This window comes from Delftia tsuruhatensis (assembly GCF_903815225.1).
Classification (GTDB): domain Bacteria; phylum Pseudomonadota; class Gammaproteobacteria; order Burkholderiales; family Burkholderiaceae_C; genus Comamonas; species Comamonas tsuruhatensis_A.
Genome location: NZ_LR813084.1, coordinates 5,103,225 through 5,123,839, shown reverse-complemented (window position 1 = coordinate 5,123,839; position 20,615 = coordinate 5,103,225). Strand labels below are relative to the sequence as shown.

The 20,615-nt window shown below is 68.7% G+C and carries 17 protein-coding genes; 2 read left to right on the top strand and 15 right to left on the bottom strand.

Annotation, left to right across the window (positions count from 1 at the left end):
- Window positions 1-19: 19 nt before the first annotated feature.
- From L1Z78_RS23335 to L1Z78_RS23310, 6 genes are all read right to left on the bottom strand, one after another.
- Window positions 20-2,941 carry a ribonucleoside-diphosphate reductase subunit alpha gene (locus L1Z78_RS23335; protein WP_234638713.1) on the bottom strand — a complete coding sequence of 974 codons (2,922 nt, stop codon included), beginning with the start codon at window positions 2,939-2,941 and terminating at the stop codon, window positions 20-22.
- A 529-nt stretch (window positions 2,942-3,470) separates the two neighbouring features.
- On the bottom strand, window positions 3,471-4,100 hold the full coding sequence (gene ampD, locus L1Z78_RS23330) for a 1,6-anhydro-N-acetylmuramyl-L-alanine amidase AmpD (protein WP_234638712.1): 630 nt from the start codon (window positions 4,098-4,100) through the stop codon (window positions 3,471-3,473).
- Complete coding sequence (locus L1Z78_RS23325) at window positions 4,087-5,604, bottom strand: sigma-54-dependent transcriptional regulator (protein WP_234638711.1); 1,518 nt, start codon at window positions 5,602-5,604, stop codon at window positions 4,087-4,089. The genes ampD and L1Z78_RS23325 overlap by 14 nt, the downstream gene beginning before the upstream one ends.
- A complete protein-coding gene (locus L1Z78_RS23320) occupies window positions 5,604-7,367 on the bottom strand; it encodes a sensor histidine kinase (protein WP_234638710.1) in 1,764 nt (587 codons plus the stop codon). The genes L1Z78_RS23325 and L1Z78_RS23320 overlap by 1 nt, the downstream gene beginning before the upstream one ends.
- A gap of 2 nt (window positions 7,368-7,369) precedes the next feature.
- A complete protein-coding gene (locus tag L1Z78_RS23315) occupies window positions 7,370-7,609 on the bottom strand; it encodes a PP0621 family protein (RefSeq protein ID WP_234638709.1) in 240 nt (79 codons plus the stop codon).
- Window positions 7,606-8,418: a cytochrome C assembly family protein gene (locus L1Z78_RS23310; RefSeq protein ID WP_234638708.1), complete on the bottom strand. Its 813-nt coding sequence runs from the start codon at window positions 8,416-8,418 to the stop codon at window positions 7,606-7,608. The genes L1Z78_RS23315 and L1Z78_RS23310 overlap by 4 nt, the downstream gene beginning before the upstream one ends.
- A gap of 261 nt (window positions 8,419-8,679) precedes the next feature.
- On the opposite strand from L1Z78_RS23310, the gene ffh reads away from it, so the two are divergent.
- Both ffh and L1Z78_RS23300 read left to right on the top strand, forming a co-directional pair.
- The gene (gene ffh, locus L1Z78_RS23305; RefSeq protein WP_234638707.1) at window positions 8,680-10,068 is read left to right on the top strand and encodes a signal recognition particle protein; all 1,389 of its coding nucleotides are present in this window, start codon (window positions 8,680-8,682) and stop codon (window positions 10,066-10,068) included.
- 105 nt (window positions 10,069-10,173) lie between these two features.
- Window positions 10,174-10,728 carry a C40 family peptidase gene (locus L1Z78_RS23300; RefSeq protein ID WP_234638706.1) on the top strand — a complete coding sequence of 185 codons (555 nt, stop codon included), beginning with the start codon at window positions 10,174-10,176 and terminating at the stop codon, window positions 10,726-10,728.
- A 2-nt stretch (window positions 10,729-10,730) separates the two neighbouring features.
- Here L1Z78_RS23300 and L1Z78_RS23295 read toward each other — a convergent pair whose 3' ends face one another.
- The 9 genes from L1Z78_RS23295 to modA all read right to left on the bottom strand — a co-directional run bounded on the left by L1Z78_RS23295 (window position 10,731) and on the right by modA (window position 20,585).
- Window positions 10,731-11,396, bottom strand: coding sequence for a DUF1266 domain-containing protein (locus tag L1Z78_RS23295; RefSeq protein WP_234638705.1), 666 nt, complete (start codon window positions 11,394-11,396; stop codon window positions 10,731-10,733).
- Window positions 11,393-12,601 carry a hypothetical protein gene (locus tag L1Z78_RS23290; RefSeq protein WP_418921647.1) on the bottom strand — a complete coding sequence of 403 codons (1,209 nt, stop codon included), beginning with the start codon at window positions 12,599-12,601 and terminating at the stop codon, window positions 11,393-11,395. The genes L1Z78_RS23295 and L1Z78_RS23290 overlap by 4 nt, the downstream gene beginning before the upstream one ends.
- Window positions 12,595-14,820, bottom strand: coding sequence for a hypothetical protein (locus L1Z78_RS23285; protein WP_234638703.1), 2,226 nt, complete (start codon window positions 14,818-14,820; stop codon window positions 12,595-12,597). Before L1Z78_RS23285 ends, L1Z78_RS23290 begins: the two co-directional genes overlap by 7 nt.
- A 238-nt stretch (window positions 14,821-15,058) precedes the next feature.
- The gene (miaB, locus tag L1Z78_RS23280; protein ID WP_234638702.1) at window positions 15,059-16,387 is read right to left on the bottom strand and encodes a tRNA (N6-isopentenyl adenosine(37)-C2)-methylthiotransferase MiaB; all 1,329 of its coding nucleotides are present in this window, start codon (window positions 16,385-16,387) and stop codon (window positions 15,059-15,061) included.
- Window positions 16,388-16,527: 140 nt separating this feature from the next.
- Window positions 16,528-16,929: a hypothetical protein gene (locus L1Z78_RS23275; RefSeq protein WP_234638701.1), complete on the bottom strand. Its 402-nt coding sequence runs from the start codon at window positions 16,927-16,929 to the stop codon at window positions 16,528-16,530.
- A gap of 73 nt (window positions 16,930-17,002) precedes the next feature.
- Window positions 17,003-17,905, bottom strand: coding sequence for a formate dehydrogenase accessory sulfurtransferase FdhD (gene fdhD / locus L1Z78_RS23270; RefSeq protein WP_234638700.1), 903 nt, complete (start codon window positions 17,903-17,905; stop codon window positions 17,003-17,005).
- Window positions 17,906-17,956: 51 nt separating this feature from the next.
- Window positions 17,957-19,078 carry a molybdenum ABC transporter ATP-binding protein gene (gene modC / locus L1Z78_RS23265; RefSeq protein WP_234638699.1) on the bottom strand — a complete coding sequence of 374 codons (1,122 nt, stop codon included), beginning with the start codon at window positions 19,076-19,078 and terminating at the stop codon, window positions 17,957-17,959.
- Window positions 19,075-19,755: a molybdate ABC transporter permease subunit gene (modB, locus tag L1Z78_RS23260; RefSeq protein WP_234638698.1), complete on the bottom strand. Its 681-nt coding sequence runs from the start codon at window positions 19,753-19,755 to the stop codon at window positions 19,075-19,077. The genes modC and modB overlap by 4 nt, the downstream gene beginning before the upstream one ends.
- 56 nt (window positions 19,756-19,811) lie before the next feature.
- On the bottom strand, window positions 19,812-20,585 hold the full coding sequence (gene modA, locus L1Z78_RS23255) for a molybdate ABC transporter substrate-binding protein (RefSeq protein WP_234638697.1): 774 nt from the start codon (window positions 20,583-20,585) through the stop codon (window positions 19,812-19,814).
- Between the last annotated feature and the right edge of the window lie 30 nt (window positions 20,586-20,615).

Genomic DNA, 20,615 nt, shown 5'->3' with positions numbered 1-20,615 from the left:
GGGCTTTGCGTGGCCTGGCTTACTGGCAGGCTTCGCAGCCGGGATCGTCGATGGCGCAGAACTTGATGTCCGTCGCCGGGGCCTGGGCGCGCGCGGCGGCGGCAGCGGCTTCCAGGGCACTGGAGGTGCTCACGGCGGCGGGCTGTGCGGCTGCCGCCGAGGGGACGGCATTGAGCACGCGGCTTTGCACCGTGGACTTCTCGATGTTGGTGGCGCTGGTGGTGCGCAGGTAGTAGGTGGTCTTCAGACCGCGCAGCCAGGCCAGCTTGTAGGTGTCGTCCAGCTTCTTGCCCGATGCTCCGGCCATGTAGATGTTCAGGCTCTGGGCCTGGTCGATCCACTTCTGGCGGCGTGCGGCGGCCTCGACCAGCCAGGTGGGCTCGACTTCGAAGGCCGTGGCGTAGAGGTTCTTGACGTCCTGTGGCACGCGGTCGATGGGACGCAGCGAGCCGTCGAAGTGCTTGAGGTCCATGACCATCACGTCGTCCCACAGGCCCAGGCGCTTGAGGTCACGCACCAGGTACTGGTTGATGACGGTGAATTCGCCCGAGAGGTTGGACTTGACCGACAGGTTGCCGAACGACGGCTCGATGGAGGCATCGACGCCGACGATGTTGGAGATGGTTGCCGTCGGAGCGATGGCCACGCAGTTGGAGTTGCGCATGCCGTGCCGGGCGATCTTCGCGCGCAGCGCTTCCCAGTCCAGGCGGGCCGAGCGGTCCACCTCCACGTAGCCGCCGCGCGCCTTCTCCAGCAGGTTCAGCGTGTCCAGCGGCAGGATGCCCTGGTCCCACAGCGAGCCCTTGTAGCTGGAGTACTGGCCACGTTCCCTGGCCAGCTCGGTCGATGCCTGGTAGGCGTAGTAGCAGATGGCTTCCATCGACTGGTCGGCGAACTCCACGGCCGCGTCGCTGGCGTAGGCGATGCGCATTTCATAGAGCGCATCCTGGAAACCCATCAGGCCCAGGCCCACGGGGCGGTGGCGCAGGTTGGAATCCCTGGCCTTCTGCACGGCGTAGTAGTTGATGTCGATCACGTTGTCGAGCATGCGCATGGCCGTGTTGATGGTCTTGCGCAGCTTGTCGTGGTCGATGGCGCCGTCGGCAATGTGGCGTGCCAGGTTGACCGAGCCCAGGTTGCAGACGGCGGTCTCGGTGTCGCTGGTGTTCAGCGTGATCTCGGTGCACAGATTGGATGAATGCACCACGCCGGCGTGCTGCTGGGGCGAGCGCACGTTGCAGGGATCCTTGAAGGTGACCCAGGGGTGGCCGGTCTCGAACAGCATGGACAGCATCTTGCGCCACAGGTCCACGGCGGGGATGCGCTTGAACAGCTTCAGCTCGCCGCTGTCGGCCTTGGCCTCGTAGGCGGTGTAGGCGCGCTCGAAGGCGGCGCCGAACAGGTCGTGCAGGTCGCCGACGTCGGAGGGCGAGAACAGGGTCCACTGGCCCTTTTCCATGACGCGCTTCATGAACAGGTCGGGAATCCAGTTCGCCGTGTTCATGTCGTGCGTGCGGCGGCGGTCATCGCCGGTGTTCTTGCGCAGCTCCAGGAACTCCTCGATGTCCAGGTGCCAGGTCTCCAGGTAGGTGCAGACCGCGCCCTTGCGCTTGCCGCCCTGGTTCACGGCCACTGCCGTGTCGTTGACCACCTTGAGGAAGGGCACCACGCCCTGCGACTCGCCGTTCGTTCCCTTGATGCGCGAGCCCAGGGCGCGCACGCGCGTCCAGTCGTTGCCCAGGCCGCCCGCGAACTTGGACAGCAGGGCGTTTTCCTTGATCGATTCGTAGATGCCGTCCAGGTCGTCGGGCACCGTGGTCAGGTAGCACGAGGAAAGCTGCGAACGCAGCGTGCCGCTGTTGAACAGCGTGGGCGTGCTGCTCATGAAGTCGAAGGATGACAGCAGCTCGTAGAACTCGATGGCACGCGCATTGCGGTCGTCTTCCTGCAGCGCCAGACCCATGGCCACGCGCATGAAGAAGGACTGGGGCAGTTCGATGCGCGTCTTGCGCACGTGCAGGAAGTAGCGGTCGTACAGGGTCTGCAGGCCCAGGTAGTCGAACTGCTGGTCGCGTTCGGCCTTGAGCGCGGCGCCCAGGCGCGGCAGGTCGAACTTCAGCAGCTCGGGGTTGAGCAGTTCGTTGTCCACGCCCTTCTGGATGAAGCCGGGAAAGTAGTCCGCGTAGGCGGCCTGGATGTCGGCAGGCTGCACGTCGCGGCCCATGACCTCGCGCACGATGGTGTGCAGCAGCAGGCGGGCGGTGACATAGGTGTAGTCGGGATCCTTTTCGATCAGCGTGCGCGCGGCCAGGATGGAGGCCTTGAACACTTCCTCGATCGGCACGCCGTCATAGAGGTTGCGCAGCGTCTCGGCCACGATCGGCGCGGCCTGGATGTCGGCGTTCAGGTTGCTGCAGGAGGCTTCGATCAGGGCGCGCAGGCGGGCCTGGTCCAGCGGCACGCGCTGGCCGTTGTCGGTCACATGCAGCACGGGGGCCGGCGCGGCAGCGGCGGCAGCGGCGGCCTCGGCGGCCTTCTTCTGCTCGGCGCGCTCCTGGTTGCGGCGCTCGCGGTACAGCACATAGGCACGTGCTACATCATGGTGGCCGCCGCGCATCAGGCCCAGTTCGACCTGGTCCTGCACGTCCTCGATATGGAAGGTGCCGCCGCCCGGGCGCGAGCGCAGCAGGGCGCGCACCACGGCCTGGGTCAGCTCATCCACGGTCTCGCGCACGCTGGCCGAGGCCGCGCCCTGGGCGCCGCGCACGGCCAGGAAGGCCTTGGTCAGCGCGATGGCGATCTTCTGCGGAGTGAAGGGCACCACGTCGCCGCTGCGGCGGATGATCTGGTAGCCGTCCTGGGCGGACAGGTGGCTGGGGGAGGAAGGATTGGCAGCATCACCGTGCGCAGCGGGAGCCAAAGAATTCAGTGCTTCTTGCATGAGTTTCCTCAACGGGTGTTTGTGGATAGGACAGACGCGGGCCTGCACTGGGGGCAGACTTGCCGAGAGATGGATTCGGGGGCCGGATGTGCACACCGTTTTCACAGGGTGTTCACAACTTGTGAACACTAGATATGGTGTCCAGCGTGCTCTGGAGCACTACCTGTAGTGTATCGCCGTCTCATGTACACGGGGTCCTCACAACCGCAAAACCGGCTTTTTGTACCGCGCCAAAATGGTGCGCCACACGCAAGCCATAGCAGCAGATGACGGCAGCACGGAGGCTTGCGGGCCCTGTCCCGCCGAAAGCCGCGGCAGCCTTGACCCCGGGGTGCACGGTCCGCTGAAAGCCCCATGGACAGTGGGGCTGGGGCATGTGCATGCATTTGTAAAAAAAGTTCCGGCAACGCCGTGATGCGGCTGCACGCCACATCGGTTCCATCCTGGATTGACAACCGGCCTCGGCTCTGCCTGTGGAAAAGCCTGACGGGAAGCATTGCCCGGCAGGCTTTGTGAAGAGGGTGTGCGCTTACGTTGGGGCGTGGTCGGTGCCCGGGGGAAGCTGCCAGTGCGATGTCGGGCCATGGCTGGCCAGCAGCCGGCGCAGTCGAGGCCAGTCGAAGCCCGGCCCCGGATCGTGCTTGCGTCCCGGTGCGATGTGCTCGTGGCCGGCGAGATGGGCCACCGGATAGCGTTGCGCGATGGCCTCGCACAGGGTGTCCAGCGCCGCATACTGCGCGGGCTCGAAGCGAAGGCCTTCCAGGCCTTCCAACTCTATGCCGATGGAGTCGTCGTTGCAGCGGTCCCGGCCGCGCCAGCACGAGGCACCGGCATGCCAGGCACGTGCGTCGCAGTCGACGAACTGCCATATCTCGCCCTGGCGCGTGATGAGGAAATGCGCCGACACCTCCAGCCCGCGTATGCCCTGGTAGTAGGGGTGTGCGTCCCAGTCGAGCCGGTTCGTGAACAGCTGCTGTACCGCGCCTGTGCCGAACTCGCCGGGCGGCAGGCTGATGGAGTGCACGACCACCAGATCGATCCGCGCCTGCGCGGGACGTTCCCCGAAGTTGGGTGAAGGCAGGTGGCGGGCCTGCGCCAGCCAGCCTCCTTGCCAGATCCCTGCGGCGTGGAGCGGAGCCTGTGGCTCAGGATTCGCCATGGCCGCCTCCGTCCGCTTCGGCTCCGGCGTCGCCGGGCAGGGCGATGTTCAGGCGCTCTATGCGGTAGCGGATCTGGCGCAGGCTCAGTCCCAGCCGTGCGGCCGTGGCCGTGCGGTTGAAGCCGTTTTCCTGCAGTGCCTGCACGAGGATGCCGCGCTCGCGTTCGTCCAGCCAGGCCTGCAGATCCCGTGGCAGGCCGGCCTCGGCGGGCTGTGGCGCTACGAGCCCGTTGCTGTCCTGCGATCCGCCGGGTGGCGGCAGCGGCGGAGCTGGCGGCGTGCCGCAGGGCAGCTGCATCTCGGGGTCTATGCGCAGCGGTCCGTCCTCGCCCAGCGTGATGGCGCGGTGCAGCAGGTTCTCCAGTTCGCGCACATTGCCGGGCAGCGGCAGGCTGGCGATCTGCTCCAGCGTGCGGGCATCGATCTCGGGCATGGGCAGGCCCGATTCCTGGGACAGCCGCGCCAGCAGCGCGCGGCACAGGGCCGGGAGATCCTCGCGCCGCTCGCGCAGCGGGGGCAGCAGTACCTCGATGACGTTGAGGCGGTAGTACAGATCCTGGCGAAAGCGTCCTTGCTGCACGTCGGCGGCGAGATCGCGGTGCGTGGCGCTGACGATGCGCACATCGGCGGCCTCCTCCTGCGTGGAGCCCAGCGCGCGCACGCGGCGCTCCTGGATGGCACGCAGCAGCTTGGCCTGCATGGGAAGGGGAAGGTCGCCGATCTCGTCGAGGAACAGTGTGCCGCCGCGCGCCGCCTGGAAGTAGCCATCGCGGTCCTGGGTGGCTCCGGTGTAGGAGCCCTTGCGCGCGCCGAAGAACTCGGCTTCCAGGAGGTTTTCGGGAATGGCGCCGCAGTTGACCGCGATGAGGGGCCCGCTGGCGCGCTGGCTGCAGGCGTGCAGGGCACGCGCCACCAGCTCCTTGCCCGTACCCGACTCGCCGTGCACCAGCACCGGTGCCATGCCGCGAGCCACCTTGGCGATGCGCTGCTTGACGGCCTGCATGGCCGGCGAGTCGCCGACCATGGCATCCAGCGCGCCGCTGCCGCTGAGCACGGGGCCGGCGCCCGGCGCCATGGAGGGAGCGCGCGCCGGCATGGCTCCCGGCGGGGGCACGCCCCCCACGCCCTGCGCGGCCGAGGCCACGACCTGGCGGAATTGCTTGAGATCCACGGGCTTGGTCAGGTAGTCGAAGGCACCTGATCGCAGTGCCTCCACCGCGTTCTCGGCGGAGCCGTAGGCCGTCATGACCACGCAGCGTTCGCGGCGCTGCTGCTGGCGCAGATCCTGCAGCAGCTCCATGCCCATGCCGTCGGGCAGGCGCATGTCGGTGATGACCACGTCGAAGCGCTGGGTCTGAAGCTGCTCGCGTGCCTCGCCCACGCTGGCGGCGGTCTCCACGCGGTAGCCTTCGCGCAGCAAGGTCAGTTCATAGAGGGTGCGCAGATCCGGCTCGTCGTCCACGACGAGGATCGAGGCGGCTGCGGGCTGGGAGTTCACGGACATCACACCACAATCTGGTCAAACAGGGAGGCCGGCAGTGCCGAGGCCGGCGCCGCGCGGAACACGATGCTGAAGGCATTGCCTTCGACGAGGCCGCGCGGCGTGGGCCGTGACAGCCGCTGGTAGCTGATGCCGGCATCGTAGCGCTGGCACAGCTCCCGGCAGATGTACAGGCCCAGGCCGCTGGAGCGGCTCTCCGAGGAGAAGAAAGGCTCGAACAGATGGCGCTGGACCGTCGGCTCCAGCGCCGCGCCATCGCTCCAGACCTGCAGCCAGATCTGGCCTGCTGCCGGCGCGCCGGTCAGCACCTGCAGCGCATGTGCGTCCTGCGCACTGCTGCGGTAGCGCTGGGCATTGTCCATCAGGTTCACGAGGATGCGGCGCAGGTGCTCGTGATCGAAGACCACGCTTCTCGCCTTGGCGTCCAGATGGAGCTGGACGAGGCGTGCGGGCTGACCCTGGGCCTGCCATTCCTGGCAGACCTGGGCCACGTGCTGGTCCAGGTCGAGCAGGCCGGCATGGGTTTCGCCGATGTGCTGCTGGGCCCGGGCGATGTTGAGCACATCCTCGACGATGCGCGCCAGGCGCTCGGCATTCTGCCCCACGATGCGGCACAGCTGCTGCTGGGCCGGCTCCTGGGCCAGGTCCTCCGAGAGCAGGGCGTTGGCCTGGGTGATGGCGGCCAGCGGGTTGCGGATCTCGTGGGCCACGGCGGCGGACATGCGGCCCATGGATGCCAGCTTTTCGGTGCGCAGCCGCGCCTCCAGCTCGCGCAGGTCGTGCAGGAAGACCACGCACAGCTGCTGCAGCAGCGCGGGCTCGTCGGGGTCTTGTGCTTCGGGCACGGCCGCGACCTCGGTCAGCCAGGTGCGCAGGTGCAGGCCCGTCATGCCCTCCTGGCCGATGGACTGCAGATGGACGGCCGCCGAGATCGGCAGATTCTGGGCGAAGCTCTGTGCCACGGCGTCTTGCAGCCGCTGCCAGCCCGCATGTGCCTCCAGGGCGAAGGGCAGGCCGTGCCCGTCGGCCAGTCCCAGCAGGCGCAGGGCCGCCGGGTTGGCCTGCTGTACGCGGAACTGCGGATCAACCACCAGGACACCCTCGGCCAGGTGGCGGATCACCAGCGCATTGACCTGCTCCTGGGTCCGCGCCTTGCGGCTGCTGTGCTGTGCCAGGTGCCGCTCGCGCCGCACGCGGCGGGCCAGCTCATGCGTCAGGTAGGCCACGGCGAAGTAGCCGGCGCATGCAAAGCTGGCCTGGTAGTAGGCCTGGGTGCTGTCCAGATGGTTGGCCAGATCCTGCCATGCCACCCAGCCCAGGGTCAGCAGCGTGACGCTGGCGGTGGTGGCCAGCGCCAGCGTCAGGCCACCCAGCACGGCCGAGATCAGGATGGGGATGGCCAGCAGCGCCGAATAGTTGAGCGGGCCGGTCTGCAGCGTCTGCAGCAGGCTGATGGCCACGATGTCCACACCGATCACGGGCAGCCAGTGCACGCCTGCCCGGGGCGACGGTGGCTGGGCGCGCGCCGTCAGGCGCAGCAGCAGCGTCAGCCCCAGGTAGCCGAGGCAGACCAGCCAGACCAGCGGGTTGCTGCCGGGCTGCATTCCCAGAAGGGCCAGTTGCAGCAGCAGCAGCGCTGCGGCGATCAGCACACGCCCGGTCAGAAAGCCCTGCCACAGCCGCACGAAGGGCGCATTGGCATCGCGCAGCGACCGCGCTGCTGCCTCGTCCATGGCCGGGGTCTGTTCGGGGGCAGGATCCTGCATGTTCAGCGCCGCTGGGCCAGCGCCCGGTGCTCGGCGCTGCAATAACAGCGTCCCGCGGCTTCGAAGGCTTCGCTGCGTGGCAGGTGCAGGCCGCAGTGCGCGCACTCCACCATGTCCTGTGGCGCGGAAAGCGGCGCAGGCGGCGCCGCGCGCTGGCGCCGTTCCCGGACCTCGGCGCGCCGCTGGCCGCGCCACACGCCGATGGCAATGGCGACGACGATCAGTACCAGCAGGTATTTCATGCCGCCCGCCCCAGCAGAACTTCCATCACGAAGCGCGAGCCCGCATAGGCCAGCAGCAGCAGCAAGGCTCCCGCATAAAGCATGCGCACGGCACTGCGGCCACGCCAGCCAAAGCGTGCGCGGCCGATCAGCAGCACGGCAAAGGTCAGCCAGGACAGCAGCGAGAACACCGATTTGTGGTTCCAGACCCAGGCCTTGCCATACAGCTGCTCGCCAAAGAGCCATCCGGCGGCCAGCGTGGCCGTCAGCAGCACGAAGCCCGCGCCCACGAAGCGGAAGGTCAGGCGCTCCAGCGTCAGCAGCGGCAGGCCGCTGTCATGGCCGCCGCCCTGGCGCATGTGCTGCTCGGCGCGCGTCATCAATCCCGCATGGACCACCGAGGCCGCGAACAGGCCGTAGGAGGCGATGCCCAGCGCCAGGTGCAGCGGCAGCCAGGGCGAGGCATCGACATGCAAAGGCGTTCCCGGAAACAGGGCGGCCATGAGCACGGCGACCGTACCCAGTGCCGACAAGGCCAGTTGCGCCCGCATCTTGGGGAACAGCTGCTGCTCCACCGCATAGACCGTGAGCACCAGCCAGGCGGTCATGGACAGCGCCGGCGCAAAGCCGAAGTGCGGCTGCTCGCCCAGCAGGCCCCAGGCCAGGGCCAGGGCATGCAGCACCCAGGCCAGGCGCAGTGCGGCGCGCGCGCCTGCCTGGCTGATGCGTCGGGCGCCGACGGCCGGCACGGCATAGGCAACGGCGGCGGCCATGGCCAGCATCCAGCCCAGTGGCGATGCGTTGGCGGAAATCAGGGGGACAGCGAGCATGTTTCAATGATAGCTGGCGCTGCTGCGGCGACAGCTGCGCAGGCTCAGAATCCAGGCGCGCTGGGCCCGCCTGCCCCTGCGCGGCGGCAACCATGCCACGCGGCGGCAGCCCTGCCGGTCATCGGGTCGCCGGTACCGGCCCCGCCAGGGGCTGCGGGTAGAATCTCCGGGACATGCCGGACCCGCGGCGTCGACGCCGCCCGCCGGCCCGTGCGCCACGGCGCAACCCTCCATTTCCCGCAGCTTCCAGTCTCCCCGCTTATGGCCTCCGCTCTGACCGACAAACTTTCGCGACTCGTCAAGGAGATGCGCGGCCAGGCCCGCATCACCGAATCCAATGTGCAGGACATGCTGCGCGAGGTGCGCATGGCCCTGCTCGAGGCCGACGTGGCCCTGCCCGTGGTGCGCGACTTCATCGCGCGCGTCAAGGAAAAGGCGCTGGGGCAGGAGGTGCTGGGCTCGCTGCAGCCGGGCCAGGTGCTGGTGTCCATCGTCAACAAGGAACTCGCCGCCACCATGGGCGAGGGTGTGGCCGACATCAACCTCAACGCCCAGCCGCCGGCCATCATCCTCATGGCCGGGCTGCAGGGCGCCGGCAAGACCACGACCACGGCCAAGCTGGCCAAGCACTTGATCGAACGCCGCAGGAAGAAGGTGCTCACGGTTTCGGGCGACGTCTACCGCCCCGCCGCCATCGAGCAGCTCAGGACGGTGACGGCCCAGGCCGGTGCCGAATGGTTCCCTTCCACGCCCGACCAGAAGCCCCACGACATCGCCGTGGCCGCCCTGGACTATGCGAAGAAGCACTTCTTCGACGTGCTGCTGGTCGATACGGCCGGTCGCCTTGCCATCGACGAGTTGCTGATGGCCGAGATCAAGGATCTGCACGCCACGCTCAAGCCTGTGGAGACCCTGTTCGTGGTCGATGCCATGCAGGGCCAGGATGCGATCAACACGGCCAAGGCCTTCAAGGAGGCGCTGCCGCTGACCGGCATCGTGCTGACCAAGCTCGACGGTGACTCGCGCGGCGGCGCCGCGCTGTCGGTGCGCCAGATCACGGGCGCGCCCATCAAGTTCGCGGGCGTGTCCGAGAAGATCGACGGTCTGGAGGTCTTCGACGCCGACCGCCATGCCCAGCGCGTGCTGGGCATGGGCGACATCGTCGCCCTGGTCGAGCAGGTCACCAAGGGCGTGGACATGGAGGCCGCGCAGAAGCTGGCCGAGAAGGTCAAGAGCGGTGACGGGTTCGATCTCAACGACTTCCTGGCCCAGATCCAGCAGATGAAGCAGATGGGCGGCCTGTCCAACCTGATGGACAAACTGCCGGCGCAACTCACGGCCAAGGCCGGCCAGGTGGACATGGACAAGGCCGAGCGCGAGATCCGCCGCAAGGAGGGCATCATCTGTTCGATGACCGCCAAGGAGCGCAAGAAGCCCGAGATCATCAAGGCCACGCGCAAGAAACGCATCGCCGACGGCGCCGGCGTGCAGGTCCAGGAAGTCAACCGCCTGCTCAAGGAGTTCGAGCAGATGCAGGAGATGATGAAGAAGATGAAGGGCGGCGGCCTCATGAAGATGATGAAGCGCATGGGCGGGATGAAGGCCATGAAGGGCATGATGGGTGGCGGCATGCCCAAGCTGCCGTTCTGATTTCCCCCGATCCCCCGCGGACGCCACCTCCTGTCCGCCAAGCCGCAGCGCAGCCTGCGGCTTTTCTTTTGCCGCTGCAGGGCCTTTGTGAGAACATGCCTCGCCATGAGCAATGGTGTCCCGACTTCTCGCGCCCGCGCCCTGGTGCCGGCGCCACGGCTGTCGCGCCGCGACTGGACCTTGCTGGCGGCGGCCACGTTGCTGGCCGGCTGCTCCTCGGCGCCGCGCAAGGGCACGGGGCCCGCGCCGGCCCCTTCGCCCCAGGCGCTCAATCTCGATTCGGAACTGCGGGAGGCGCTGCTGGCACGCACCATGCTGGTCGTCAACACGCCCTATACCTATGGCGGCAATTCGCCCGAAGGGGGCTTTGACTGCAGCGGCCTGATCCAGTGGGCCGTGGGCGGCATCACCGAAAGCCGCCTGCCGCGCACCACGGCCCAGTGGGCGCAGTTCAGCAACCCCGTGGGGGGCGCCAGCCTGCAGCGTGGCGACTTCGTGTTCTTCAACACCCTGGGCACGCGGTACTCGCACATGGGCATCTTCGTGGGCAACGGCCAGTTCGTGCACGCGCCATCCAGTGGTGGAACAGTGCAGCGCGTGCGCATGGACAACAGCTACTTCGCCAGGCGCTTCACCGAGGCGCGCAGCATCTTTGCCTGAAGCTAGGCCGCATCCCAGTCCATGGCGTGCCAGGGATGGCGTGGATCGGCCACCCACTGGCGCACTTCTTCGGGCGTGACGCTGCGGCCCAGCACGTCGGCGCGACCATGGGCCAGCCATTGGCTGCGGCCGCGTGCATAGGCTTCACCAAACGCCTGCCAGTCGCCGAAGCAGTCCCGGGCACGGCTCGCATTCATGAGCAGGATCTGTTGCTGCAAGGCCTCGTCCAGCCAGCCCAGCAGCCAGGCGCAGCGCACATGGAAGGCCACGCGCGCACAGGCGAAGGCCATGGCGGCGCGGGGATCGTCGCCGGGCAGCAGGCGCTGCAGGTCCAGCGTGAACCAGCGCTGGCGCAGGCCTTCGGGCAACTGCTGCCGGGCCTGGGCATCGTCCAGGTCGGTGCGCAGGCCCAGGTGGTGCAGGACCATGGGGCGCAACTGGGAGGCCAGGGCCGCGTCGGCCCCGTGCAATTGCCGGTCGGCAAAGCCCCCTCGGATGGCGTGAAAGGCCATGGGGTGCGCCAAGGCCAGGGCCTGGTCCAGCGCGGCATCTCCCGTACGGTAGCTGCTGAAGTCACCGCGCTGGCGCGCCGCGCGGACGCGGCGCAGCCCGGCGCGGGCAGTCCAGGCCAGCAGCACCAGAATGATCAGAACGGTCCAGGCGTTCACCGCGCACCTCCTGCCGTGCGCCTGCGTGCCAGCGCCAGCGCCTGCTGCAGCGCCGGACTGCGTGGCATGCGTTCGAAGACGGCCACCGGCACCGTGTCGCGCCGTGCCGCGACCAGCCACTGCATGAGGGGGGTGCGGATGTCCAGCTGCTCCAGCAGTCCAGGGTGGGTCTGCAACAGCCACAACTGCTCGGCCTCGCCGTGCAGCTCGGCGGCCGCGCACCAGGCGGGTGCCGGGGGCTGCGCATGGAGATCGCGCAGGTGCGCGGGCCGGTGCACGATACCCATGGCCAGGGCATCCGCAGGTGCCTCGCCGTCCGCGTCCAGGTGGTTGAGCAGGGCCAGCACATCGGGCAGGTAGCGCGCGATGGGCGGGCGGTTCTGCTTGCCCTTGATCTGGTCGATGCGCAGCCGTCCGTCTTCCCGCACCAGGGCGCTGACGGTGATGCGCGGCTGGGCCGTGCCCGTGCGGTAGCTGAACAGGCGCAGCCTGCCCTGCTCGCAGGCTTCGGCATAGTGCTCGCCGTAGCCGCCGCGCAGTGCGCCGCGTTCGCTGAACTGGCCCAGGCAGTGGCGCATCATCTGGCTTTCATAGGCCATTTCGGCGCGCAGCTGTGGGCTCTTTGCATCGAACTCCACGAAGATGCCGAACTGGCCCTGCAGCAGCGCGCGTACGGCGCCGGGCTGGTGCCCGGCCCAGCCGCTGTCGCGCCTCTGTGCAAATGCCAGGTGCTCCAGCGTCCAGCGTGCCAGTGCCTGGGGGCAGTTGATGCGCTGCAGCTTGCCTTCGAGCGCCGTGCCCCGCCGCGTGGACAGGAACTCCAGCAGCCGGCCCTCCAATGCCAGCAGGGGGGCACTGTCAGGGTCCACCCACCACAGCGGCGTCTGGTGTGCCTGCGCCCCCGCGCCATGGCCCGATGCCGGCCGGGCCGCATGCTCGCGCAGACGTTCCAGGGCCCAGGCGGGCGGCGGGGCCCCACGGTGCAGGCGCAGCAGGTCGGCCTGCGTGGTCAGGGGCTGTACGGCGGGCGGTTCGGCATCGAGGTTGCCGACCACATGGCGGTAGAAATGGTTGGCCAGCCAGGCCGCGATCTCCTGGGTGTCGCCGCGCGCGGCGCTGCGCTCGCCGATGCGCTGCTTGATGGCGGGCGCGTTGACCACGTCGCGCGGGCGGTAGGCACGGCGCGCGGCGGTGGCTTTCACCACAGTTTCCACCAGGGCTTGCTGGCGGAGTGCAGTTTCTGGCAGCGCTTGAGGCCTTCCCGGGCCATGCGGTGCTCTTCTTCGCTGTCATCGGCCGTGAGTTTCGCGATGGCTTCGCGGTGCAGGGCGACGGCCTGCTCGAGGGGGCCGCAGCTTTCCATGGCGCAGGCCAGGCGGCGCAGCGTGTAGCACTCTCCCAGCGCGCGCACCTCGGGCAGCAGGGCCAGCAGGCGCGGATGCACCAGCTCTCCATGGTTTTCGGAGAAGAAGTCGAGCAGTGACATCAGGGCCGCCAGGTAGTCGCGCCGTTGTTCGCGCTGGTTTTCCTCATCCAGGTCACTGAACCATTCGTCCAGGCGTTCGAGCCAGATGCCGATCTCGCCCGAGCGGTCCAGCTGGTAGAGCGCCTGTCCGGCGCTGGGGAAGTAGTCCGTGGGGCTGTGGCGGCTGTAGCCGTGCTCCTGCGTGAAGTGCCACAGCTGCTCGGCCGCCGCGACGATGGCGGCGCGGTCGTTCTGGCCGATGGCACACCACAGCAGGCCGTCGTGGTGTTCCGCGAAGGGGCTGCTGGACAGGCCCTTGCGGTGCAGGGCCGCGGCATCGTCGTAGCGCTCGAGCATGCGGTACTTGATGGCCAGGTTGTTGCAGAGCATGGAGTAGACGTGCAAGTCGCCGTCCTTGTACATGCCCTGGCCGCTGGCCCAGAAGGACTCGAAGCGGGCCAGGCCCTCCTCGTAGTAGCGTTGCACCAGCGGCTCGCGCACTGCGTCGGCCGGCACCTGCCGGCCCGCTCCCATGATGGGGGCCAGGTCGTCCTCGTCGTCCAGCACCACGCCGGCTGCATAGCACCAGTGGCCGCCATGGCCTTGAGGGAAGGGACGTTGCAGCGCCTGCTGCGGGGAGAGCACGGCAAAGCGGGCGGCCCAGAGCATGGGCAGCAGCTCGGAGTTGGCGTAGCGGGGCTGCCCGCCCACGCCGCGCTCGAGCAGCGGCAGGGCCTGCTCCCATTGGCGCTCCTTGGCCAGTCTCCAGCCATCGATCAGGTCCAGCAGAGGGTGTCCGGGCGCCTGGCTGCGTGCCAGGGCCAGGTATTCGTCGGCGCTGCGCGGAGCTGCGGGGCTGTCCTCCAGGATCTCCTGCATGTCGGGGTCCAGTCCGGACCAGGCCAGGATCAGTGCCCAGGTCGGAGCGTGCGCGTTGTCGCTGTCCACCATGCGCAGGGCCAGTTCATGGCCCTGCCGGGCCGATCCCGGACGGCTGTGCAGCACGCTTTCCAGGGCCAGGTCGGCGGCCTCGGCCATGCGTCCCGCCTCCTGCAGCCATTGCAGCACCAGGCCGCTGAAGGGGTCGCCCGAATCGTCCACCAGTCCGATGCGTCCCGACGGCGCCAGCTGCAGGGCGGCCTCGGTCTGGCCCATGGCGTGGCAGGCCATGGCCTGAAGCCGCGCCGCATGGACCTTGCGATGGGTGCGCACGGCCTGCGAGGCGGCAGGGGTTTCGGTGCGCGCCAGATGCTGATCCGCCGCCATGAGCACGGCCGGAACGCTCTGCGGGGCCAGCGCGAGCACCTGGTGGGCCAGGTGCAGCCAGTCGCCGAAGTCCACGCCTTGCGCGGCCTGTGCCTGGCTCAGTTGCGCCGTGGCGGCCTGTACCTGGCGCACGGTGGCGGCCGCATCGCCGCGCAGTCGGGCCAGCTCGGCCTTGCGCAGGCAGGCGCGCGCATCGCGACAGGCGGGCGAGGCCTCTCCATCGGGATCGCTGCGTTCATGGTGGCGCTGCAGGTCCACGCCCTGCTCGGCCAGGTCCCAGGCACAGGCCTCGCGGGCCAGGTAGTGCCAGCCGTTCCAGTACCTGTACGGCTCGCCGGTGTGCGGCAGCCGGCCCATGAGGTCGGCGGCTGGCCCGAGCAGTGCCACGCCCCCTTCGCGGTCGAAGCGCAGCCGGCTCTGGATGTCGCTGAGCGCCAGGCTGGCCGTGGCCTGCAGGCGCTCCTGCCCGGACAGGGAGCGCAGCGCGGCATCGCGGTGTTCGCGCAACAAGGCATTGGCGGTCTCGGGCTGGTCCAGGTCGAGCCAGAGGTCGTGCAGGCGTTCCAGCTCACCTACGGTGGACGGGACGAAGCGCTGCTGGGCCAGCAGTTCCCTGACCGCGGCCTGGCGCTCGGGCGCGGCGATGCCGGAGCCCTCGTCGTCCTGTTGCAGCAACTCATGGGCCTGGTCCACGAAGGCGTGCAGGGCTTCGCCCTCCAGGACGGGGAGGCAGGGGGGCGGGCTGGGGTAGGGTCATGGAATCGATAGCAGGCAAGCGATGCTGGGAGAGCCATGCAGCCCGATGGGCCTCAAGGCGGCGACCCCGAGATGCTATCGGCAGCCCCTGTGTCCAGCCAGTGCCGCCCGCCTGTTTTCACGCTCTGTTACACGCCATGCCCCGCCTTTTGCCCGTGTGCCGCGGCAGGGTCCGTCAGTGGCGCACCACCACCTCGCCACGCAGCGTGAAGGTGCGCGCCTCGGTGATCTTCACATCGACCATCTGGCCGATCAGGCGTTCGTTGCCGGGGAAATTGACCACGCGGTTGCACTCGGTGCGGCCCATGAGTTCGCTGCCGTCGCGCTTGGACAGGCCTTCGACCAGCAGGCGCTGCACCGTGCCCACGCGCTCGTCGCTGATGTCCTTGATGTTCTGGTTGATCACGGCCTGCAGCTCCTGGAGGCGGCGCAGCTTCACGTCGTGGGGCGTGTCGTCGTGCAGGTTGGCGGCCGGCGTGCCGGGGCGCGGGCTGAAGATGAAGCTGAAGCTGTTGTCGAAGCGCACGTCGTGGATGAGCTTCATCATCTTCTGGAAATCCTCTTCGGTCTCGCCGGGGAAGCCCACGATGAAGTCGCTGCTCATGGCCATCTCGGGCCGGATGGCGCGCAGCTTGCGGATGGTGCTCTTGTATTCCATGGCCGTGTAGCCGCGCTTCATGGCCATGAGGATCTTGTCGCTGCCGTGCTGCACGGGCAGGTGCAGGTGGCTGACCAGCTTGGGCAGCCGGGCGTAGGCCTCGATCAGGCGCGGCGTGAACTCGTTGGGGTGGCTGGTGGTGTAGCGGATGCGTTCGATGCCGGGGATCTCGGAGACGTATTCGAGCAGCAGGGCGAAGTCGGCGATCTCGGCGGTGTCGCCCATCTTTCCGAGGTAGGCATTGACGTTCTGGCCCAGCAGCGTGACTTCCTTGACGCCCTGGTCGGCCAGGCCGGCGACCTCGACCAGCACGTCCTCGAACGGGCGGCTGACCTCTTCGCCGCGGGTATAGGGCACGACGCAGTAGCTGCAGTACTTGGAGCAGCCTTCCATGATGGAGACGAAGGCCGATGCGCCTTCCACGCGGGCAGGCGGCAGATGGTCGAACTTCTCGATCTCGGGGAAGCTGATGTCCACCTGGGGCTTTTGCCGGGCCGCGCGCGCGTTGAGCAGATCGGGCAGGCGGTGCAGGGTCTGCGGGCCGAAGACCACGTCCACGTAGGGCGCGCGCTTGATGATCTCCTCGCCTTCCTGGCTGGCCACGCAGCCTCCCACGCCGATGAGCACACCGCGCTCCTTCAGGTGCTTGTAGCGTCCCAGGTCGCTGAACACCTTCTCCTGCGCCTTCTCGCGCACGGAGCAGGTGTTGAACAGGATGAGGTCGGCCTGCTCGGGATCGTCGGTGGATTCGTAGCCCTGGGCCGCGCCCAGCACGTCGGCCATCTTGTCCGAGTCGTACTCGTTCATCTGGCAGCCGAAGGTTTTGATAAAGACTTTCTTGGACATGGTGGGGTTCCGTCGTGCAGCCACCACAGGACAGGGCGGTCTGCGAAAAAATGGAAAGGGCGGCCACCCCGGAGCGAAGGGATGGCCCATGGCCGCGTCTGCGCGGGCCTTTGCCGATGCTTGGGCGGGGAGCTCCGGCCTCAGTTGAAGATGCGCAGCAGCATCGACCTGGGTTTGTAGTGCTTGTCGGCTTCGGCCTTGGTCAGGATCCAGGCCTGGTGCACCCACTGCGTCTGCGGCTCGATCACGTAGCCCACGACGAGCTTGCTGCCCTGGTAGTTGGGCGCCTGCACCAGGGTGCGCTCGGGGCTGAACAGGCGAAAGCCTGGCGTGGTGCGCATGGCCTTGCCGTCGATTTCTATCTCGGGAAACCTGGAGGTCACGAGCAGTTCGCCGAACTGGGTCTGCGGCGGGAAGTTGCGCGTCTCGTTGGAGGGCAGGCCTTGCGCGGCGGCACCCAGGCTGGCGCAGGCCAGCGCGGCGAGCAGTGCGCCGGCGCACAGGCGCCGGGCGGGGGAGAGAAGAGGCTTGCAGCGGTTCATGGTGTACATCCAGGGGCTGAACCCGCGATTCTACGAAGATGCGCGGCCAGGGGTGCTGCACCGGGGCATTGGGTCAGGCGCTGCCCGGCGCATAGAGCACGGCCCTGGGCGGCCGGCACAGGCCCCAGAAGCGCAGGCCCGTCAGCTCGGCCATCTGCACGCCCATGGCCGTGGGCGCGGAAATGGTGGCCAGCGCCGCGATGCCGACCCTGGCGCACTTGCGCACCAGCTCATGGCTGCCACGGCTGGACAGCACGACGAAGCCTGGCTCGCCCAGGCGGCTTGTGCGCGCGAGCCGGCCCACGAGCTTGTCCAGCGCGTTGTGGCGGCCCACGTCCTCGAGCACGTCGGTCAATTGCCCGTCCAGCCCGGCCCAGCCTGCGGCATGCACGGCGCCGGCCTGGGCGTTGAGCAACTGCTGCGGCGGCAGGGCGGCCATGGCGGCGCAGACCGTGGCTGCATCGACACGGGCGATCCAGCCGTGTGCAGGCAGCGGGTCGAAGGACAGGTCCAGCGCCGCGAAGCTGTCCACGCCGCAGACACCGCAGCCCGTGCGCCCGCTCATGCTGCGGCGCCGGTCCTTGAGCCGCGCGAAGCAGCGCGAGGCGACATCGAGCTGCACCTCGATGCCATCCATGCCGGCCGGCAGTCCCGCGGCCTCGGCCGCCACGGGGCGCACTTCGATGCCGTAGCAGTCGGCAGCGCTGTCCAGGATGCCTTCGGTCAGGGCGAAGCCCAGCGCGAAGTCCTCCAGGTCGGAGGGCGTTCCCATCATCACGGCATGCGAGATGCCGTTGAAGACCAGGGCGATGGGGACTTCGCTGGCCAGGACCTGGGGCTCGGGCCAGGCGCGCACCGTGCCGTCGTCCTCCAGCCGCAGGCGGGTGACGTCGACGCTGCGCAACGCGGCGATGGCGGGGATGGCGACCGGACAGGCGGCGCCGGACTCGGGCAGGGGTTCGGTGAGGGCGTTCATGGCAGGGGCCGCACGGGTGGTGGGGCCATGATATCGGCGCGCCGCAGGGACTCAGTCCAGCAGTGCCATGCCCTTGATCTGCGCAAAGACATGCAGGCCCGGGGCGATGGCCAGCTGCCGTGCCGAATGCGCGGTGATCCGCGCCAGCAGCCGGGCCTGGCCCAGTTGCAGCGAGACCATGACCTGGCCCGGGCCGTCCTCGCGCGTGTCGCACACGGTGGCGGGCAGGATGTTGAGGATGCTGCTGTCCTCGGGGTGCTTCAGGCTCAGGCTCACGTCGCGTGCCTGCACGCGCAACTGCACCGGCTCCTCCACGGGGCGCGGCGTCGCCATGACCATGCGCAGCTGGCCTCCGTCGAATTGCAGCGTGCCCAGGTGCGTGGCGGGGTCGTGGTGCAGTGCCCGTGCATGGACCACGGCGGCCGCCGTGTCGCCGGCGCTCAGCGGCAGGTCCAGGCGTGCCAGCAACTGGTCCGTGGGACCGGCCGCGACGATGCGGCCGGTGTCCAGCAGCACCATGTGCCGGGCCAGGCGCGCGACCTCGTCGATGGAGTGGCTCACATAGACGACGGGGATGTCGAGTTCGCGGCGCAACTGGTCCAGATAGGGCAGGACCTCGGCCTTGCGCTGTGCGTCCAGCGCGGCCAGCGGCTCATCCATCAGCAGTACCTGCGGGCTGGTGGCCAGGGCCCGCGCGATGGCCACTCGCTGGCGCTCTCCGCCCGACAGCGTGGAAGGCATGCGGTCCATCAGGTGGCCTATGCCCAGCAAGGCCACGGCCTGGTCCTGGGACACCTTGCGCCGCGCGGCCGGCGTGCGCTTGAGGCCGTAGTCGATGTTGCGGCGCACGCTCAGGTGGGCGAACAGGCTGGCTTCCTGGAACACGTAGCCCAGTGCGCGCTGGTGCGTGGGAAGCCATCGGCCGGCATCGTCGTCCTGCCAGACGGCGCCGTTGACCACGACGCGGCCGCGCGCGCGCTCCAGCCCCGCCAGGCTGCGCAGGCAGGTGGTCTTGCCGCAGCCCGAGGGCCCGAACAGGGCCGTGACGCCGCGGCCCGGCAACTGCAGCCGCACGTCGAGGCGGAAGTCGGCGCGTGCCAGCGCGAGCGTGGCAAGGATTTCGGCGCCGTTGAGGTCGCCGTACATCGGGGGCGGGGAGAAGGCGGTCATCATGCCCGGCGGTCCTCGCGCGGCTGCAGCAGGTGCAGGGCCAGCAGCACCAGGAAGGAGAACACCACCATGCCGCCGGCCAGCCAGTGCGCGTGGGCGTACTCCATGGCTTCCACATGGTCGTAGATCTGCACCGAGACCACGCGCGTCACGCCGGGGATGTTGCCGCCCAGCATCAGCACCACGCCGAACTCGCCCACCGTGTGCGCGAAAGTCAGCACGGCCGCCGTGATGAAGCCCGGGCGCGCCAGCGGCAGCGCCACGGTGAAGAAGCGGTCCACAGGACCCGCGCCCAGGCTGGCCGCAGCCTCCAAGGGACGCTTGCCCAGCGACTCGAAGGCGCGCTGCAGCGGCTGCACCGTGAACGGCATGGAATACACCAGCGAGCCGATGACCAGACCGGGAAAGGTGAAGGGCAGGGTGCGCAGCCCCAGCGCCTGCGTCAGCTGCCCCACGGGTCCGTTGGGGCCCATGGTGACCAGCAGGTAGAAGCCGATCACCGTGGGCGGCAGCACCAGCGGCAGCGCCACCACGGCGCCGATGGGCCCTCGCCAGCGCGAACGCGTATGGGCCAGCCACCAGGCCAGCGGCGTGCACAGCGCCAGCAGCAGCACCGTGGTCACGGTGGCCAGCTCCAGCGTCAGCCGTATGGCGGCGTAGTCGTCGGCGGTAAGAATCATGCGGGAAGAATTCGGTGGTTCGCGGCGCAGGCCTCCAAAGAGAGGGGGAAGGCGCGTCAGCGCCTCAGGGGGAGCCCATAGCCGTAGGAACGGATGATGGCATGCGCCTTGTCGGCGCGCAGGTACTTCATCAGCGCGTTGGCGGCCTCGTTGTCCTTGCCGTTGTTCAGCACGATGGCGTCCTGGCGGATGGGCTCGTGCAGGGAGCCCGGCACCTGCCAGGCCGAGCCTTCGCGCAGCTTGCCGTTCTCCATCACCTGCGACAGGGCCACGAAGCCCAGCTGGGCGTTGCCCGTGGCCGCGAACTGGTAGGTCTGGGCGATGTTCTCGCCCATGACGATGCGCGGCTGCACCTGGGCCGTCAGGCCCAGCTTGTCGAGAGCTTCCATGGCGGCCGTGCCGTAGGGCGCGAGCTTGGGATTGGCCACGGCGATGTGCCTGTAGTCACCGGTCCTGAGTACCTCGCCCTTGTCGTCCACATAGCCGGCCTTGGGGCTCCACAGCACGAGCTGGCCGATGGCGTAGGTGAAGCGCGAGTCGGGCAGGCCACGGCCTTCCCTGGCGATCTTCTCGGGCGTGGTGTCGTCGGCGGCCAGCAGGATCTGGAAGGGGGCGCCGTTGACGATCTGCGCATAGAACTTGCCCGTGGCGCCGAAGGACAGCTGGGCCTTGTGGCCCGTGTCCTTCTCGAATTCGGCGGCGATCTTCTGCATGGGCGCCGTGAAATTGGCGGCGACGGCCACCGACACCTCGGCGGCATGCGCACCCGTCAGGCCGAACAGGGCAAGGGCGGCGAAGGCCGTGGCGCGCAGGGGGGTGTTCAGTGGCATGGGTCTTTCTCGCTATTCCGTTGATGAATA

Excerpts from the sequence above, each read along its gene's own strand:
- fdhD (WP_234638700.1), bottom strand. The coding sequence starts at position 17,905 with ATGAACGCCCTCACCGAACCCCTGCCCGAGTCCGGCGCCGCCTGTCCG.
- miaB (WP_234638702.1), bottom strand. The coding sequence starts at position 16,387 with ATGTCCAAGAAAGTCTTTATCAAAACCTTCGGCTGCCAGATGAACGAG.
- ffh (WP_234638707.1), top strand. The coding sequence starts at position 8,680 with ATGGCCTCCGCTCTGACCGACAAACTTTCGCGACTCGTCAAGGAGATG.
- L1Z78_RS23310 (WP_234638708.1), bottom strand. The coding sequence starts at position 8,418 with ATGCTCGCTGTCCCCCTGATTTCCGCCAACGCATCGCCACTGGGCTGG.
- ampD (WP_234638712.1), bottom strand. The coding sequence starts at position 4,100 with ATGGCGAATCCTGAGCCACAGGCTCCGCTCCACGCCGCAGGGATCTGG.
- L1Z78_RS23300 (WP_234638706.1), top strand. The coding sequence starts at position 10,174 with ATGAGCAATGGTGTCCCGACTTCTCGCGCCCGCGCCCTGGTGCCGGCG.
- L1Z78_RS23335 (WP_234638713.1), bottom strand. The coding sequence starts at position 2,941 with ATGCAAGAAGCACTGAATTCTTTGGCTCCCGCTGCGCACGGTGATGCT.
- L1Z78_RS23315 (WP_234638709.1), bottom strand. The coding sequence starts at position 7,609 with ATGAAATACCTGCTGGTACTGATCGTCGTCGCCATTGCCATCGGCGTG.
- modA (WP_234638697.1), bottom strand. The coding sequence starts at position 20,585 with ATGCCACTGAACACCCCCCTGCGCGCCACGGCCTTCGCCGCCCTTGCC.
- modC (WP_234638699.1), bottom strand. The coding sequence starts at position 19,078 with ATGATGACCGCCTTCTCCCCGCCCCCGATGTACGGCGACCTCAACGGC.
- L1Z78_RS23275 (WP_234638701.1), bottom strand. The coding sequence starts at position 16,929 with ATGAACCGCTGCAAGCCTCTTCTCTCCCCCGCCCGGCGCCTGTGCGCC.
- L1Z78_RS23320 (WP_234638710.1), bottom strand. The coding sequence starts at position 7,367 with ATGCAGGATCCTGCCCCCGAACAGACCCCGGCCATGGACGAGGCAGCA.
- modB (WP_234638698.1), bottom strand. The coding sequence starts at position 19,755 with ATGATTCTTACCGCCGACGACTACGCCGCCATACGGCTGACGCTGGAG.
- L1Z78_RS23325 (WP_234638711.1), bottom strand. The coding sequence starts at position 5,604 with ATGTCCGTGAACTCCCAGCCCGCAGCCGCCTCGATCCTCGTCGTGGAC.